Annotated in this window: 16 protein-coding genes; 1 reads left to right on the top strand and 15 read right to left on the bottom strand. The window is 45.6% G+C overall.

Annotated elements, in window-relative coordinates; translation table 11 throughout:
• Positions 1 to 18: 18 nt before the first annotated feature.
• From GQF01_RS24430 to GQF01_RS24420, 3 genes are all read right to left on the bottom strand, one after another.
• Positions 19 to 1062 (bottom strand): S-layer homology domain-containing protein, encoded by a 1044-nt coding sequence (locus tag GQF01_RS24430; RefSeq protein ID WP_161409359.1) that lies wholly within the window; start codon positions 1060 to 1062, stop codon positions 19 to 21.
• Between the two features lie 177 nt (positions 1063 to 1239).
• Positions 1240 to 1992, bottom strand: coding sequence for a pseudouridine synthase (locus GQF01_RS24425; protein ID WP_161409356.1), 753 nt, complete (start codon positions 1990 to 1992; stop codon positions 1240 to 1242).
• Between the two features lie 6 nt (positions 1993 to 1998).
• Positions 1999 to 3759 carry an RsmF rRNA methyltransferase first C-terminal domain-containing protein gene (locus GQF01_RS24420; protein ID WP_161409354.1) on the bottom strand — a complete coding sequence of 587 codons (1761 nt, stop codon included), beginning with the start codon at positions 3757 to 3759 and terminating at the stop codon, positions 1999 to 2001.
• A 146-nt stretch (positions 3760 to 3905) separates the two neighbouring features.
• Between GQF01_RS24420 and GQF01_RS24415 the strand changes: the two genes are divergently transcribed.
• On the top strand, positions 3906 to 4415 hold the full coding sequence (locus GQF01_RS24415; protein ID WP_127454514.1) for a thioredoxin family protein: 510 nt from the start codon (positions 3906 to 3908) through the stop codon (positions 4413 to 4415).
• Between the two features lie 38 nt (positions 4416 to 4453).
• Here GQF01_RS24415 and GQF01_RS24410 read toward each other — a convergent pair whose 3' ends face one another.
• The 12 genes from GQF01_RS24410 to GQF01_RS24355 form a co-directional block, all read right to left on the bottom strand.
• Complete coding sequence (locus GQF01_RS24410) at positions 4454 to 5551, bottom strand: GerAB/ArcD/ProY family transporter (protein WP_161409352.1); 1098 nt, start codon at positions 5549 to 5551, stop codon at positions 4454 to 4456.
• Positions 5552 to 5562: 11 nt separating this feature from the next.
• Positions 5563 to 5796 carry a hypothetical protein gene (locus tag GQF01_RS24405; RefSeq protein ID WP_161409351.1) on the bottom strand — a complete coding sequence of 78 codons (234 nt, stop codon included), beginning with the start codon at positions 5794 to 5796 and terminating at the stop codon, positions 5563 to 5565.
• 1 nt (position 5797) lies between these two features.
• Positions 5798 to 7000, bottom strand: coding sequence for a Ger(x)C family spore germination protein (locus GQF01_RS24400; protein WP_161409349.1), 1203 nt, complete (start codon positions 6998 to 7000; stop codon positions 5798 to 5800).
• Between the two features lie 14 nt (positions 7001 to 7014).
• Positions 7015 to 8625, bottom strand: coding sequence for a spore germination protein (locus GQF01_RS24395; protein ID WP_328803520.1), 1611 nt, complete (start codon positions 8623 to 8625; stop codon positions 7015 to 7017).
• 141 nt (positions 8626 to 8766) lie between these two features.
• Positions 8767 to 9552 carry an ABC transporter permease gene (locus GQF01_RS24390; RefSeq protein WP_161409347.1) on the bottom strand — a complete coding sequence of 262 codons (786 nt, stop codon included), beginning with the start codon at positions 9550 to 9552 and terminating at the stop codon, positions 8767 to 8769.
• Positions 9553 to 9571: 19 nt separating this feature from the next.
• Positions 9572 to 10387 (bottom strand): ABC transporter permease, encoded by an 816-nt coding sequence (locus tag GQF01_RS24385; protein ID WP_161409346.1) that lies wholly within the window; start codon positions 10385 to 10387, stop codon positions 9572 to 9574.
• Positions 10384 to 11388 carry an ABC transporter ATP-binding protein gene (locus GQF01_RS24380; protein ID WP_161409343.1) on the bottom strand — a complete coding sequence of 335 codons (1005 nt, stop codon included), beginning with the start codon at positions 11386 to 11388 and terminating at the stop codon, positions 10384 to 10386. Before GQF01_RS24380 ends, GQF01_RS24385 begins: the two co-directional genes overlap by 4 nt.
• On the bottom strand, positions 11381 to 11809 hold the full coding sequence (locus tag GQF01_RS24375; protein ID WP_161409341.1) for a DUF309 domain-containing protein: 429 nt from the start codon (positions 11807 to 11809) through the stop codon (positions 11381 to 11383). The genes GQF01_RS24380 and GQF01_RS24375 overlap by 8 nt, the downstream gene beginning before the upstream one ends.
• A gap of 3 nt (positions 11810 to 11812) precedes the next feature.
• Complete coding sequence (locus GQF01_RS24370) at positions 11813 to 12610, bottom strand: GTP pyrophosphokinase (RefSeq protein ID WP_161409339.1); 798 nt, start codon at positions 12608 to 12610, stop codon at positions 11813 to 11815.
• Between the two features lie 26 nt (positions 12611 to 12636).
• Positions 12637 to 13734: a quinone-dependent dihydroorotate dehydrogenase gene (locus GQF01_RS24365; protein ID WP_161409337.1), complete on the bottom strand. Its 1098-nt coding sequence runs from the start codon at positions 13732 to 13734 to the stop codon at positions 12637 to 12639.
• A 153-nt stretch (positions 13735 to 13887) separates the two neighbouring features.
• Entirely contained in the window at positions 13888 to 14721 is an 834-nt protein-coding gene (locus tag GQF01_RS24360) for a PRD domain-containing protein (protein ID WP_161409335.1), read from the bottom strand.
• Between the two features lie 85 nt (positions 14722 to 14806).
• On the bottom strand, positions 14807 to 16255 hold the full coding sequence (locus GQF01_RS24355; RefSeq protein WP_235960206.1) for a PTS transporter subunit EIIC: 1449 nt from the start codon (positions 16253 to 16255) through the stop codon (positions 14807 to 14809).
• Positions 16256 to 16381 lie beyond the last annotated feature (126 nt).

Raw genomic sequence — 16381 nt, 5'->3', positions numbered from 1 at the left:
TCGCAGTTTCTCCACCCCTCACATCGTCGCCATAGGGACTTTCTTTCCTAAAATGTCGAATGTAAATCCATTAATGGTGCTACTTCTCAGCCTGGAAAAAGCGACAAAGCCTGTTTGAATTTGTGGTTCATCAAACCGAATCCAACGCTTCAATTGCTGCTCAGCTAGTAACATTTGATCAGTTTGATCAAGCAAAGTAAGTAATTGATAAGGATGTAGCTCACCATTGTTTACTCCTGCAACCTCAACTTTTACAGTAAAGTTAGCAAGAACAACAACATTTTCTGTCTTATCTAACTCGTTATCAAATGTACTCATCTTAATCAAATTCATATATGGATCATCAGGATCAGATGGATCAGCAATGATTAATTGGTTCAACTTCACAGTCACACCAGTGCCATATGGCCATTCAGTCCCTACTTCCCTTGCTTTTAACCCCAACATAGTCCCAACATTACTCCCAGTTTCAGCAATCTCAGCCGCACTCGCCGCATACTTATCAACCTGCAGTTTCTCTCCATTCTTGGCAGCCAGAATCCGCTCAATAACCGTAATCGCCTGAGCACGCGAACTCGTTCCATAAACGTCCAGATCAGTTCTACTTACGCCATGAATTAGTCCCATTCTAGTAGAATCAACCATAGATCCTTTCAAAGTTTTATCAACACTTCGCACACTCAAAATTGACATCTCATATCTTTGCAGCGGTTCGTTATACCTCTCTGGAAACTCATCAGGGATTATTCCCTGCTCTTTCAAACGATCTACGTAGGGCTGAAACCAACCATCCCCATTGACTTTGTTAACCTTCTCACCTGTTGCCAACGCTACCATTTTGATAAATTCAGCACGGCTTATTGGGGTATCAGGTTTAAAAGTACCATCTTCGTAACCGTCAACGTACTTCTTTTGAACAGCAGCTAGAATAGACGATTCCGCCCAATGCTGTAAAATGTCATTGAAACGAGATGGACTCTGAGCCGAGGAATCCATGACATTGAGTCCTATGGATACTGCACAAAGCACTGTAATACCCAATATAGAGAATCTTTTTTTCATAATGAACCTCTCTTTCATTTCTAACAACTAACATATTTGGTATACAACAACAAAAAAAACATAAAAAACCACCCTACCATCGCGATGCACAAAACTCAACGATGACATGGGCGGTTCTTCCGCACAAAACGTTTGTATTACTCCAAAAATACCATATACTAGTATTTTTGTAAATGTCTAATTTTGAATGTCGTGGGCATTTCTCAGAGCTGTAAGCTCCTCATCCGTCAACTCTCTCACTTCACCTAATGCTAGGCTTGAATCCAAGGCAAGCGGGCCCATGGAAATGCGCTTAAGGTAGGCAACTTTTTTACCTACTGCTTGAAACATCCGTTTCACCTGATGAAACTTACCTTCCATGATCGTTAATTCAATCTCGGAAACCACTCCACCAGCTTCGTTGCCGACACTAAGAATTTTCAAGATACCCGGGAGCGTCTCATACCCATCATCCAAGGTCACTCCTTGCGAAAATGCCTCAATATCTTTCTCGGTAACTTCCCACTCAACCTTAGCAAAATAAGTCTTAGGGACATGCTTACGAGGAGAAAGCAGGTTGTGCGACAGCTTCCCATCATTGGTAAGCAAAAGAAAACCTTCGGTATCCTTGTCTAACCGGCCCACCGGGAAAACTTCGAATGGCGCATAGGCCGCATCCAAAAGATCCACCACGGTGCGATCACGATTATCCTCAGTTGCAGAAACCACGCCTTGCGGTTTATTCATCATCAGGTAAACGAACTCCCTGTAGCGAACAGTTTCCCCGTTTACCATAATGGTGTCCTTATCGGGATTGACTTGCATCCCGCTGTCTTTGACCTTCGCGCCGTTCACATATATTGCGCCTTCTTTCGCAAGGCGCTTGAGTTCAGAGCGCGAGCCAATGCCCACGTGGGCGAGTATTTTATCGAGCCGTTGTGTTTGTTTCATGACCGCTTAGGTCCACCTCCAGCCAGGCGGGTATTCGTTCTTCAGCATCCCGTCCAGCCATTTGCCCCAGCCGACAGGATGGTCGTCAATGCAGACAAGGCAGTAGCCTTTGGCTGCCTTGGTCACTTCCGGATCGCGGATAATCTCGCTCTCCGCGACTTCGAGCGTCTCGCCCTTCAGGTACCGAAGGGCTCGCTCGTCGCGCGAAGCCAAGCTCAGCACTCGCTTGGCTTCGCGCATGCGCAGTCCCATGGCTAGCGCATGGGACGGCTCGAATCGGCCGCGGTGCAGCGCGCCGATGTACCAGCCAGGCCGCACGACTTTCAGTCCGTGCAGCTCAGGCAAACCCACCGGCGACGCATACGCGTGCTCGCCGTAACAGACGAGCCGCAAAGCGGCGAAAGGCTCGCTGCGCAGCAGCTCGTCTTCGAACGCCTGAAGCGGCTCCAAGCTCACGCGGGACTCCGTCCCCGCGCGGCCCTTCCCACGCAGCGCATCACGTCCGCTGCGCCCCGCTCCTGCGTCCGTCCTTGCCTTCGCTCCTGCATCTGCCTTCGCTATCACTCCAGCATTGGTCTTCGCTCTCATTCCAGCATCCGCCATCGCTCTTACTCCTGCATCTGCCTTCACTATCACTCCAGCATCCGCCATCGCTCTTACTCCTGCATCTGCCTTCACTATCACTCCAGCATCCGACATCGCTCTCACTCCAGCATCCGACATCGCTCTCACTCCAGCATCCGACATCGCTATCACTCCAGCGTCCGCCTTCGCTTTACCACCAGCATCCACCCTGACAATCTCTCCAACATCCGCACCAACACCCTCATCACCACACCGCAGCACAGCCACATAATGCCCCTCACCACGCAAACGATGAGGCCAAAGCCGCGCAGTCCCAGCAACCGCTTCGCGAGCGCGATCCGAGTAATGCTCCTCACACCAAGGTTCACGAAGCCAATTCGGCTGTCCATGGTCGAAATGCTCAACCGGTACTACATCAAACGTTGGATGATTGTCCAAAAATTCCGCAATCTGCGCCTCATTCTCCTCTGGAGAAAACGTGCAGGTAGAATACACGATTGTACCGCCTGGCGCTAACATTTGCGCTGCTTGTCCAAGTAATTCCCTCTGCATGTCGGCAAATTCCTGTACCGTATGACGCTCCCATTGCTGCATCATATCTTCTTCCTTGCGGAACATCCCTTCGCCCGAACAAGGCGCATCAATTAATATTTTATCGAAATAACCTTGAAACACATTCAGCATCCGCTCTGGCCGCTCATTCAAAACGACCGCATTTCGAACGCCAAAAAGCTCTAAATTTTTAACTAGCGCCTTCACCCGGTCCGAGTGGTTGTCATTCACAACAAGAACTCCCTCGCCCTGCAGTTTGGCTGCAATTTGAGTAGATTTCCCGCCGGGAGCTGCGCACAAATCGAGCACTTTTTCGCCAGGCTGCACCTGAAGCAGCTCCACTGGCGCCATAGCGCTTGGTTCTTGAATATAATAAAGTCCTGTATGATAATACGGATGCTTGCCAGGACGTTCTCCTTCTTCATAGTAAAATCCTTCCGACGCCCACGGCACGGGTTCCAACGCGAACGGACTTTTATCCAAAAAATCCGCTTTCGTGATTTTACCTGTATTCACCCTCAAACCAAATGATCTCGGCTGGTCGTAAGAGGCCAGAAAGAGCTCAAATTCCTCTTCCCCTAATAAATCAATCATTTTATCCCTAAATAAGGGAGGTAGTTGTTTGGTCATCTGACATCTTCTCTTTCCTCTTTTATCTCCGCTATTATAGCTGAACTGTCACGAAACAGCCAATTATTTTCAAAATATGCACAGGATATGCTATACTTTTTATCGAATTTAGTAGTTAGTATACAACACAAGATGAGGTGCATGAAATGAAGAAGCTGCTTATTTATCTAGGCATTGTCGTTATTTTATTCGGGGGTTTATATTTCGTTAATCAGCAGTCTACCAAATCATCGGATCAAGCCAACGCTGGTAATCCTTACGGTGTAGCGGCATCCAAGCTGAATCCGGAAACTGTGAAACAATTGAACGATCCGAACTACCAGAATCTAATTCTACCTAAAGATCTCGATCAAAGGTTGAAAAACAAAGAAACTTTTTTCCAGTACTACTACGCATCCACTTGCCCGCACTGTAAAATCACGACTCCTGTTCTTGTTCCTATTGAAAAAGAGCTTGGCATTGATGTCAAACAATTCAATTTGGAAGAATTCAAAGACGGTTGGGAGAAGTACAAAGTTGACTCTACGCCGACTCTCATCTACTACAAAGATGGCAAGGAAGTTGATCGCATTGTTGGCGGTGTTCCTGAAGCTGGCGCTACTGGTGGTAATACGCCCGAAATGTTTAAAGCTTTTTTCCAGAAATATAAAGGCTAATATGTACGACAAAAGCAGCGGATTCCGCTGCTTTTTTTTCAATGGCTTCCGGTTTTTTTTCGAAAGATAGCTAGACCTAAGAGCAATAAAGGGATGATGAGCCCGAAGGTTCCCGAGTAAAAAAGCCATATTTTAGATGCAAACTGAATGAAATAGGCGGAATTCGGGTACGCGATGACCGAAAGTACAACTAAGCTCATGCCCAAGGGAAGATATAACTGCCGGATTTCACTCAGTTTAAAAATCGCGCCTAGGGTCACAGCAGACGCATACAGGCATAACGTTAGCTTAAAGTAAATGGTGATAAACCAAATCCCCGCCATGACAACCTCAAGTCGTTCAAGGAAGCTGCCAATAGAAATTCTTCTGGCCAATGAGAAGCTAGGATACATTTGAACCGAAGTCAAATCATCCCCCAACACAAGAATTGATAAAAGCGAAATGATAACAATTAAGCTGCCTCCGATGGAAACCCCAGTAAGAAAAGCTTTTCCCAGTTTTTGCGTTTGATTTACGAAAGGCAGAATCGTTAACAAGACAACAAGCTCCAAATAAGGGGTTCCAATCAATGGAAGGGATGCACGTACCACAGGTTTGAAGCCATACCCGAGTATTGGAAGTATGTTGGTTGTTTTCATTTGCGTTGGCAGCAGAATGAACATGAGGAAAAAAAAGAGCAGCACCCATGGCAGGAATATTTCCGATGTGCGTGTGAAGGTTTCTAGCCCGTTTCGAATGCCCAAGATGACGATCGCCAAAAAGAAAATATGTGTAAATTGCAGTGGTGTATCCACAAGGACTTGGGTTGAAATGAAATCGCCTAAATTACGAAGCACCAGCGCAGCTAAAATGAAGAAAAAGCAGAAATAAAGCAAACTAATGGCTTTTCCAATCCATTTCCCCATTAACTCCTCGCAGTATTCAGCCAGTGTTTTCTGAGGAAAACGTTGACCAATAGCAAGGTATAAGAGAACGAGCAGCAGGCCTACTAGAAGTCCTAGAATAGCGGCAATCCAAGCATCCTGTTTGGCATCATAGGCAAGTCCCGAAGGAGCGATGAGGATAGCGCTGCCAATCGTAAATAGAACAGTCAATATCGTAAACTGATGAACGCCTATCCTACCCTTCTCAATCATGTGAATCACCTCTATTTTAGAATGCCAAAAACAAATTGACTGATTGGTCGATAGATATACGTAATCCAATCCAGTGGATTCGGAAGCTTCACCCTCTCAAAATGCAGAATGCAAAGCACAGATCCTATGAATAAGAGCGAAGAAAATACCCAGCTTTCGACAATTAGCTGTTTGCGTAGCAGCTGCGGGAGTTCAAGCAGCCCCGCGAGAGTCGCAATGATCAAAACTGAAAGGATAACCCCCATCTCATCTCTCCTCTTCGGGGCGCATAATGATGGAGTTATTCGTTGTACCTAGGCGCCGGATGTGTAAGTCTGTGGAGATATTTACTTGCAGCTCTGCGAATTCATTTGGCCAATCCGGCTCCAGCTTTTTCCATGCTTTTGGAGCTACATCCTCAATAGCCTCACCGAAACCGAAAATATCCGCTTTATTCTCTTTTGCTTTTTTAATGGAATCATACATAACTTTTTTCAGGGAATTGGCCGCAATTTTCTCAAGTTCAAGGATCGTATCCGGGTCTAGCAAATCAATATCACACTGAACTTCACTTATATTATCTTCTAACATGACATGGATGTTGATTTCAGGCTTCCCATTTTTCACTGCTCCTTTGATCTTGGAATTAGCACGGACAATTTCTACCGTTATCGTTCCGCCTTTTGGACATCTCAAATGCCCCATCGTGCTTTTGACGTTTCCAATGATATAGTTATACCCTTTACTTTCTTCCTCATTTAACCAATCAACCAATTTATCCTCTTTAAAAAGTGCGAGCCCCGTGTACTGCAAGTTCGTAATTGGTTCTGTCTCCGCAAGGGATGACTTCGAGCTTCCTTTCTTTGCATCACCTTCAATGCGAATTCCTGTTAATACGGATTCAGTCGTCGGTTCACTAAGCTTTGTTATGAACTGATCGATACGCACGCTGACCGTTGGTGCCCACGCTTTCTCTGACGTCTCTAACGTCTTGAACATTTTATTAGCAGGAATCCTCTCAATCGGCGTTAATATTTGTAGTACTTTAGCGGCTGTCGTACCTCTGGCAACGATGATATAGAAATCAGATCGGATTTCATGATCTCTGGTGATGCCATCCAAGACCTTGGCAACCCCTTCACGCGCAAGCTCCTCACCGATCACGATAATCCGCAAATGGGAAGCAAACAATTTACGAGGAGCAGAAGTCGTTAATTTCCTTGCCGCTTCCAATGTTGAAATCCCCGTCGCTGAAAGGGTTGTGATAGGCGTACTGTAGCCTGCCCCTTTTTTCGAAGCTACCTCATTGGGATTTACGATTTGCGCAGTAACTAAGTATTCATCTCCGCTTTTATCAAATCCCACACCAACTGTAATGGCCAAATCATTCAATTCATGCCGATCCCAACACCCTGAGAGTACAAGGCCAAGTAAGCTTAGTGTACACAGTATACGACCTAACCTTCTCATTGGCTTTTCCCCCTTTATTTGCGTTTTGGTTTAGTTGTCGGGGCATTATTTTCACGAATATTGTTCTTTTGACTAATAAATCGAGGTCTGGAGAATAAGCTCCATTGCGGCAATCTGAGAATAGTATCCTTCTGATCAGCCATTACGAACGGAGCCATCGGAGACATGTACGGCACTCCGAATGAACGAAGCGAACATAGATGCTGAACCATCGCGATTAAACCAACGGTAATCCCGAATAGACCGAATGTAGCTGCAAATACCATTAAAATAAACCGGATGATGCGTATAGGAATCCCCATACTAAATGCTGGAATAACAAAGTTAGCAATTGCTGTAATTGCAACAACAATGACCATAGCTGGTGAAACGAGCCCTGCATCCACAGCACCCTGCCCAATAACCAACGCACCTACGATAGAAACTGCTTGTCCCACCGTCTTAGGAAGTCGCACGCCAGCTTCACGTAGAATCTCAAACGTCACTTCCATTAATAAGGCTTCGACAAAAGCAGGAAAAGGGATACCTTCCCGCTGCGCTGCAAGGTTAAATAATAGTGAGCTGGGTACGAGTTCTTGGTGAAAGGTCGTCATCGCAATATAGAAGGAAGGCGCCATCAAAGAGATGAAAAAACACATATATCGCAATATGCGGATCAGTGTTGCAAATTCAGCTCGTTGATAATAGTCCTCCGAAGATTGAAAAAACTGCGTGAAGATGACAGGTGCTTCGAGCACAAAGGGGGTTCCATCCACCAGAATGGCTACGCGGCCCTCTAGCAAGCCAGATGCAATCACATCAGGCCTCTCCGTATTGTATACGGTCGGGAAAGGCGTGAACGTCTCGTCTTGGATAAGTTCCTCGATATTGCCACTTTCAAGAATGCCGTCAATATCAATTCGCTCAAGCCGCTGCCGTACTTCATCTACAATTTTGTCATTCACAATCCCGTTTATATACATCATCGAAACCGTTGTTTGGGTAACTCTGCCTATTGTCATGCTCTCCAGCCACAAATTCGGACTTTTGATACGCTTGCGAATAAGTGAAATGTTCGTGCCTATCGACTCCGTAAAACCATCGCGAGGGCCCCTCACAACGGACTGCGTCATCGGCTCCTCTACCGAGCGCTGTTCTTCAGCCGCCGTATTCACAGATAACACCTGTGTATAACTATCGATAAAAACCACAGTTTCTCCGGACAAAATCCGATAGCATACCTCTTGATAGTCCTTGATCGTTCTTACTTCCCCTAAGGTCTGAAGAATATTTTTCATTAAGTCAGGCAGTTCATAGAACCCTGTTTCCATGGCTTCCATGAGTTCAGACGATTTTGCAGTCAAACCATTCATAATATCCTGGAATAGGTTTCTGTCCACCATCTGCTCAAGGAAGGCGAAGCCAATTTTGTAGTTAGTCTCCAGTTCCAGGTACATTTCACCTGTCTTGAGATCGTCACTGTTTCCAAAAGTCGCTTTGACTTGTTCGATATTCAATAAACTATCGCTTAGAAGACTTATATGCGCAAGAGGGTCATCCTGCTCTTCGGAGTGCGTGCTTGGAGTTCTTGTATGGTTGAATAGTTGATGTAGCGTCTTGGTCCAAGAATTTTTAATTATCGCCACCACCAAGCTCTATTTGAAATCAATTCATCTAGTGGGAAGTTTTCCCTTCGACTCTCATAATTATGTATGGCGAATCCGAGGCCAAACAAAAAGGACCTCTGCCACCGTAAGGGGAGAAGTCCTCTTTATTCCTATACAATTTCAACTGCTTGCACTTGTATAATGCCGCAACGCAAACTTCCATAAGATGCGTGTCAAAGTCAGACAAATGACGGCAATCCCTACACTTGAGGCGACCTGCCAGCTACTAATACGTCCAATAAGTGCTGAAGCAGGAAAGGTTGTAATAAAAGCAATCGGGAAGATATACGTTAACGTAAACCGTAAAAAACCTTTGTAGACAGAAACCGGAAACCTTGCCGTTTCAAAAAATGAGCCGAATAAGTAGGATAAATTATCGACTTTTACAGCCCAGAAGGAAAACATCATCATCCCCATCCAAAGCGAATAAACGACGACTAGAGACGCCAGAAACACAATAGCAAACTGTAGGAGCTCGACGAAGCTAGGTACAGCGTGGAGCTGCCAGAGTGCATAAGCAACTAAGCCAAATCCAAGCACCACGTCAGATAAGCGCCAGAAGACAAGATGCCTGAAGCTAATATAAAACTGGCTGTCTACGGGCTTCGTCAATACAAAATCCAATGTTCCTTTGCGAATATGATTAACTAGACGAGACATATTGGGCTGTAAGATAAATTCAATAAACCCATGCACCGCATTGAAAATACCCAGCAGGACAAGCACTTCATAGAAATCCCAACCACCAATCTCCTGTGTCCGATAAAAATATAACTGCACGGTCAGGATCGCCATCACCAGCCAAAACACCGTCGACAGCATATTCGCTGCAAAATTAGCGCGATACTCGAACTCCTCCACCAAGCACGCACGCATAAATTCGCGAAATAACCGAATATATTTCATCGAAGGCTCCCCTCCATTCTCATCCGCCAACAGCGCCATATTTCTTAATACCTTTTCTCCACAGCAATCGGAATGTTACGAATAGAATGATGAGCCAAGCAAGTTGAATCGCGAAATTCCGAAGGATTGCGGGCGAACCTGGATCGATTTTACCAACTAGGAGCTCTACAGGAAAACCAACTGTACCATAAAAAGGCAACCAAGCAGCCACGTCTTCAACCCAAGAAGGAAACATGCTTAGGGGCGCTATTCGACCAGCAAGAAAGAGATGGAACCCCTCGTAAAGGCTGTAAATCGCCGTAGCTCGATTCGTCCAGAAGGCCAGCAAGCCAAATTCAAAACCGATCAGAAAACGGATGGCTGAAGAGACCGCGATAGCGCATAAAAAAAGAAAAATTATTTCCAAGGAAATAGTCAGCCTTAACATAGGGAACAATGCTGCGGCAATCGCCCAAGCAGGAATTAAGAGCAACGCAAAAAAAAGTTTGTACACAAGGTTTTGGGAGATGCTCCAATGAACCGGGTGTAAAGGACGAACTAGCTTGGAAGACAACGATCCATCCTGAATACTTGCGTCTAGCTCCCATACATCCCAGGTACTCGTTAAACGATCAACCAGCAGAACACCAAGAAAATACACCATATAATCATGAGCATCATATCCGCCAATAGCTTGATTGTTGGAAATAGACAGCCACACGGCCATAGAGACAAGTGGTTGTATAAAAGCGCCAACCATCCAGATCAGCGACTCACTGCGGTATGCAAACATAACCGCCCACTCCACCCGAAGCAAGACGCGATATTTTTGCCAAAATAAAGCTAATCCCCTCATGCTCCCGCGCTTCCCCCTTCGGTCCTCGCCTCAAAAGCTTGGGCAATCACCGATTCCATGGATGGATCTTCGATCGTCAAATCCAGCACATTCAGCTTGGATAGAAGCCTTGCCGAAAGCTCAGAAACTTGCTCTCTGGGTACATCCACATCGAGATCTGGAAACGCATAGTGGACTATGGTTCCCATTCCATGGATAACATCCTCCAGCTCGCGCTCGTGCGCACGCTTGGCCAATTGAAGACGAATACGCTTGTTAGGCGCGTACTTGTCTATCAGCTGATTAATCGCCCCATCATAAAGCAGACGCCCTTTGCCGATGACAAGCACACGCTCACATAATGCTGTAACATCAGCCATGTAATGACTAGTGAGCAGAATGGTTGCTTTATATTTGCGGCTGTAATCCTGGATGAACCGGCGCATGACTTCCTGCATATTCACATCAAGCCCAATCGTCGGCTCATCGAGGAACACGATTCTTGGCCGATGCAGAAGCGCAGCAGCTAGCTCACATTTCATTCGCTCTCCAAGTGAGAGCTGCCTGACTGGCTTGCGGATGACTTCCTCCAGCTGCAGGAGCTGTACCAAGTCACCCAATGTCTCCTCGTAATCCTGATCAGGTATTTCGTAGATCACTTTATTGACGAGAAATGTTTCTGCAGCGGGAAGATCCCAGATTAATTGGCTTTTCTGCCCCATGACCAGAGAAATCTGCTTCTTGAATTCTTTTTTATGCTGAAATGGAACGAAACCGCCTACATTCACTTCACCATCTGAAGGATGCAGCAGTCCAGTGAGGACTTTCATCGTTGTTGTTTTGCCAGCCCCATTCGGGCCAAGAAAGGCAACGATTTCTCCTTCGGGGATGAAAAAGGACACATCATCTACGGCTTTAACCGTGCGGAATTTACGGTGGAACAAGCTTTTGAATGATGCAATGAAACCTGGCTCACGCTCGTGAACTTGATACCATTTGCTCAGCTTGCGAACCTCAATCATGGCCTTCCTCCTCCTCATGCTGGGGTGGATGCAGCTTCATGTCATCCAGAAGATCACTTAGTTCCGGGTCTATGAGATGAATGGTTAGGTCGTACGGAGCGAATGGTTCTTCTTTAATCCGGTGCAGTTTCGTCACATAGGTCGTGCTCTCGTTAATCAATCTTCCTAAATCGATGCCAAGGGAATCCACCGGGTATGGCGCTAACTTATCTAATCCTGCGCTAAAAAGCTTGATGGAACCGCTTACGTTTCCATTCGCATGATGATAAAGGCCCACTGCAATCTGCAGTAGACCTTGATATAGAGGGCTCCGGCCTTCTTCCAGCCAGAGCTCCTCCATCACTTCATGACATTCAAAATAATCGCGCAGCTCATTAAAATAATATAAGTAAGCAACATATAATCGATCGTAAGCAGCCATAGATCAGTTCTGATCTCCTTTTTTCGCTCGGGCGATTGCGATCTCAAGATCGGAAGATAAGTCGCTTAAACCGTCTTCCGTTTCCCAAATCTCGTTGAATCTTAGCTGAAATTGCGCTGCTTCCCGAAATCTATGATAGAAATAAAGCTCCTGAATGTTGCTGAGTACTTTATTAACTAAATTCGAGTTATCCTCAAACATTTTCTGCGATTCGACGATTTCCCCACGAATGCTGGACATTTCCTGATCTAACAGATAGGCAGCCTCTGCCGCCTTGCTTAGACGAGCCCTAACATCAGCTGGTAATTGCTCTTTATATTTATAATTCAAGGAATGTTCAATCGTAGCCCAGAAGTTCATGGCAAGTGTTCGAATTTGCACCTCGGCCAATATTCGCTTCATGCCTAAAGCCGTTTGTACCGGATATTCAATAATGATATGAAAGCTTCGATATCCGCTTGGCTTCTTATTGGTAATATAATCCTTCTCATAGACAATCGTCATATCCTGCCTACTTCGAATGAGTTCCGCCAGACGCTCGATGTCCTCAACGAACTGACACATTATCCGGATACCAGCAATATCCTCAATGCCCGATTCTAATTGATCCATCGGTACGTTCAATCGATTCGCTTTTTCCAACATGCTTGATATTTTCTTAACGCGGCCTGTTACGAATTCAATGGGGGCATATTCTTCCCTGCTTTTGAGTTCGCCGCGCAGCGTTTTAAATTTTACTTTCAACTCTTCTACCGCTTGTTCGTAAGGCAGGAGAAATTTCTTCCAGTCTCGTCCATCCATTGATTTTTCCTCCATTCCGAATGAAGTCAGTTGTGATCTGCACCGATTGCCTGGGAAATATGAGTATATCCATCTTTTTTAAGTAAATCTTGAAGTCCTTGATTAATACTCGTAAGAATGCCTGGACCTTCATAGATTAATCCTGTATAAACTTCAACTAAGCTGGCGCCAGCACGAATCTTGTCATAAGCGTCCTTAGCCGTAAATATCCCGCCTGCCCCAATGATCGGAAGCTTGCCTTCGGTCAATTGATAGACGCGTCGAATGACGTCAGTGGATCGCGCTGTGAGCGGACTTCCACTGAGCCCGCCTGCTTGCGAACGATTCGCATGGACGAGTCCTGCTCTGCTCAGCGTTGTGTTCGTCGCGATGATGCCAGATACACCGCTGTCCTTAATCGCGTGCACGGTTAATTCCAACTCATCATCCGTGAGATCCGGCGCTATTTTTACAAGAACTGGCTTACCTGCATGGCCATTCTTTTGCTGTTGAAGCTGCATCTCGGCCGTAACCGCATCAAGCAATCGCTTCAAATCATTCCCATGTTGTAAATTACGCAAATCCGGCGTATTTGGTGAGCTAATATTGACGACAAAGAAGTCGCCATATGTATATAACTCCCGGATACAAGCCCGATAATCCTCTTCGGCCTGCTCATTTGGAGTCGTTTTGTTTTTGCCTATGTTGATCGCTACAGGGATCTCACGCTTGCCTGTCTTTTGCAGGTTGTGCGCCATCTCGTCCGTCCCTACATTATTGAAGCCCATCCGATTGATAAGCGCTCTGTCTTCAGGTAAACGAAATAACCGCGGCAGCTCATTGCCTGATTGCGGCTTGGGAGTGATCGTACCAACCTCCATGAATCCAAACCCTAACTGAGAGAAACCTTTCACCGCTTTTGCATTCTTGTCTAATCCTGCGGCTAAGCCAACCGGGTTGGCGAACTCAAGTCCCCATATTCGCTGGTTCATGAGAGGCGAGTTCTGCACTCCGTACATCGATTTAAGTAATTGCGCTCCGCCTGGGAAACGAGTTACCGCACTTAGACCGTCAATGGTCAGATGATGCGCCTTCTCAGGGTCCATTCGAAACAAAATCGGTTTTGCTAACTTCTTATACAGCATGTCCTATGCACTCCGTTCTCTAATGACTCTAACAGTCAGTTTAGCTGACAATGCCCAATTATGCAATCCGAAGTAAGGCTTAAAGTCATTTTTTCAAACAAAAAATCCCTGCTCCACGAAGGTTGCAAGGAAATAGATTTCACTAGCCAAACGCTATACTTCTGAGCGCATAAGTAGTCGTTCCAAGTGCATCGTAAGATAACCAGTCTCGTCATCCGGCACTTCCAATTGAAGCGCATCGCTGAGCATAAGTGAGAGCACTTTTGCTTTCACATAGGTGTCCCCGTATTCTTCTTTGATTTTATCCAACAGCATATTTTGAAGCGTCTTTTTTTGCTTGACCCGTTCAATGACACCCTTCAAATGGCTGATGAACCGCAATGTAGAGAAGGAATCGTCGAAATTAAAACCTAACTCTTTGGCCGATTCGATTGTTTTCGATACGATTCTGACTACCGCCAAGGAATCCGAGGCCTGCTCCTTTTTGCGTGCACTATTAAAGTGCATCGTCAAAAAGGCAACCTCATCCTCTGGTAATTTGACATCAAGATGATCGTTGAGGAATTCGACTGACTTCTTGGCTACTTTATACTCCTCCGGGTACATATAACCAATTTCATAGGCAAAGGGATTTGTGATGAAAATGCCTCGTTTCTGCCGCTCAACCGCAAAATTGATATGGTCTACTAATGAAGCATGAATCGTCTCCGAGAAATCGCCTTCCAGCATGCTCTGCGCATAGGCGATCACCTCTTCGGTGATCCCAATAATTTTCACATCTACCGCATTGAGAATTTGTTCATAGTTCTTAAGCACTTCTGATGTATGCAGCAGAAATTCTTGCGTAATTTCCGTTTCATCAATTGGCATGCCTGGCGTCTTTTTAAAGCCGATCCCCTTACCAAAAGCTATCGAATTTTTCCCTGATGTCAAATGCGCCATCACCACATTGTGTGAGAGTACATGAATGATCGTCCGTTCAATCATAAGACGCCTCCTAATCTTTATTTCGGGATCCCCGCAAAGTAAATGGCATAGACTTCGAAGGCATACGTCACTTTGTGGGGGATATTTAGGCTTGTCCTGATTTGTCTTTATGTGTGTGAAGCATCGGTTTAATACTCTCGCGAATCTGCTCAGATTCCGTGCCGAATACAACGTGAACATTCCCTTTTCCAAGCCTGATAACCCCTATTGCACCGAGATCCTTGAGTTCATTATCCATCACAAGTTTCTCTTCATTAACAAGCAAGCGTAATCGCGTGATGCATGCGTCAATCGAAATGATGTTTGAAGATCCACCAATATGTCTTAAAATGCGGCTCGGACGATCTTCTTTCGTCTCAATAGGAGGACTTGCATCCACCGTTTCTATTTCAGCCGTTTCATCACGAACAGAAGCTTTCATCGGAAAGACATGCAGATACACCCGGAACGTTGCATAATAGAGAATGAAATATCCAATTCCAACAATGAGAATGAGATATGGGTTCGTAGAGATGTGCCAATTAAGTAAAAAATCGATAAATCCTGCTGAAAAACCAAATCCCATTTTTACTTGAAGCACGTTCATAAGCAGCATGGAAATGCCCGTTAAGCAGGCATGGATGACGTATAAGCCAGGAGCAACGAACATAAACGCAAACTCAATCGGCTCTGTTACACCTGTTAAAAAGCTCGTCAAACCGGCGCTTAGCAAAACTGGAACAACCAATGGTTTATTGACCTTTGGTGAACTTTTGATTAAAGCTAAGGCTGCTGCCGGAAGTCCGAACATAATCACGGGATAAAACCCGGTCATGAACATACCCGCTTCTGGATCGCCTGCGAAAAATCTGGAGATGTCGCCATGTACGATTTTACCCGTTGCCGTACTGTAATCCCCTATTTGAAACCAGGCGATATTGTTAATGATGTGATGCAAGCCTGTAGGAATCAGCAGCCGATTCATAATGCCATAGATGAGCACGCCGACATTCCCATTATCAACAATCCATAATCCGAATACGCTAATCGCTCTTTGCACCGGAGGCCAGATGGAGCCCATCACCAGCCCTAGAAAAACCATCACCAACGCTGTTAGCAGCGGAACAAAACGCTTCCCGCCAAAAAAACCTAAAGCTTTAGGCAGCTGTATATGCTGGAAGCGATTAAAGAGAGAGGCGGACAGGACGCCAACAAGCATCCCTCCTAGTACCCCCATATCCAAGCGCTCAGCCGAGTCCGTCCCTGTATGAAAAAGCTGCAAAACATTATTAAACACGAGATACCCAACCGTAGCCGCCAAGGCAGCGACACCATCTCCGGACGTCAATCCGATGGCAATACCGATCGCAAAAATTAATGGCAAATTATCAAAAATCGCGCTTCCGCCTGACTCAAAAATATGAGCCACCTGCATAAGAAATGGATCACTGAACGTCATTTTGCCTATACGTAAAAGAATGGATGCCGCCGGCAGCACCGCAATCGGAATCATTAAGGAACGTCCCATTTTCTGCAAAAGATACATCGCTCTCATTATGTCTCACCTATTAAGCCCACAAGTTTGGCCGTTTCTTGTTTGCTCTTTCCTATCCCAATTATAGTAGAAAGAACACCCTCCCGAAAGGATAAAATCCTCTAGGATAAGGTGTTTTTTCTATGC

It is taken from the genome of Paenibacillus silvestris (genome assembly GCF_009882985.1).
Taxonomy (GTDB): Bacteria; Bacillota; Bacilli; order Paenibacillales; family NBRC-103111; genus Paenibacillus_E; species Paenibacillus_E silvestris.
The sequence above is the reverse complement of the archived record's forward strand: the minus strand, read 5'-3'. Positions and strand labels throughout refer to the sequence as shown.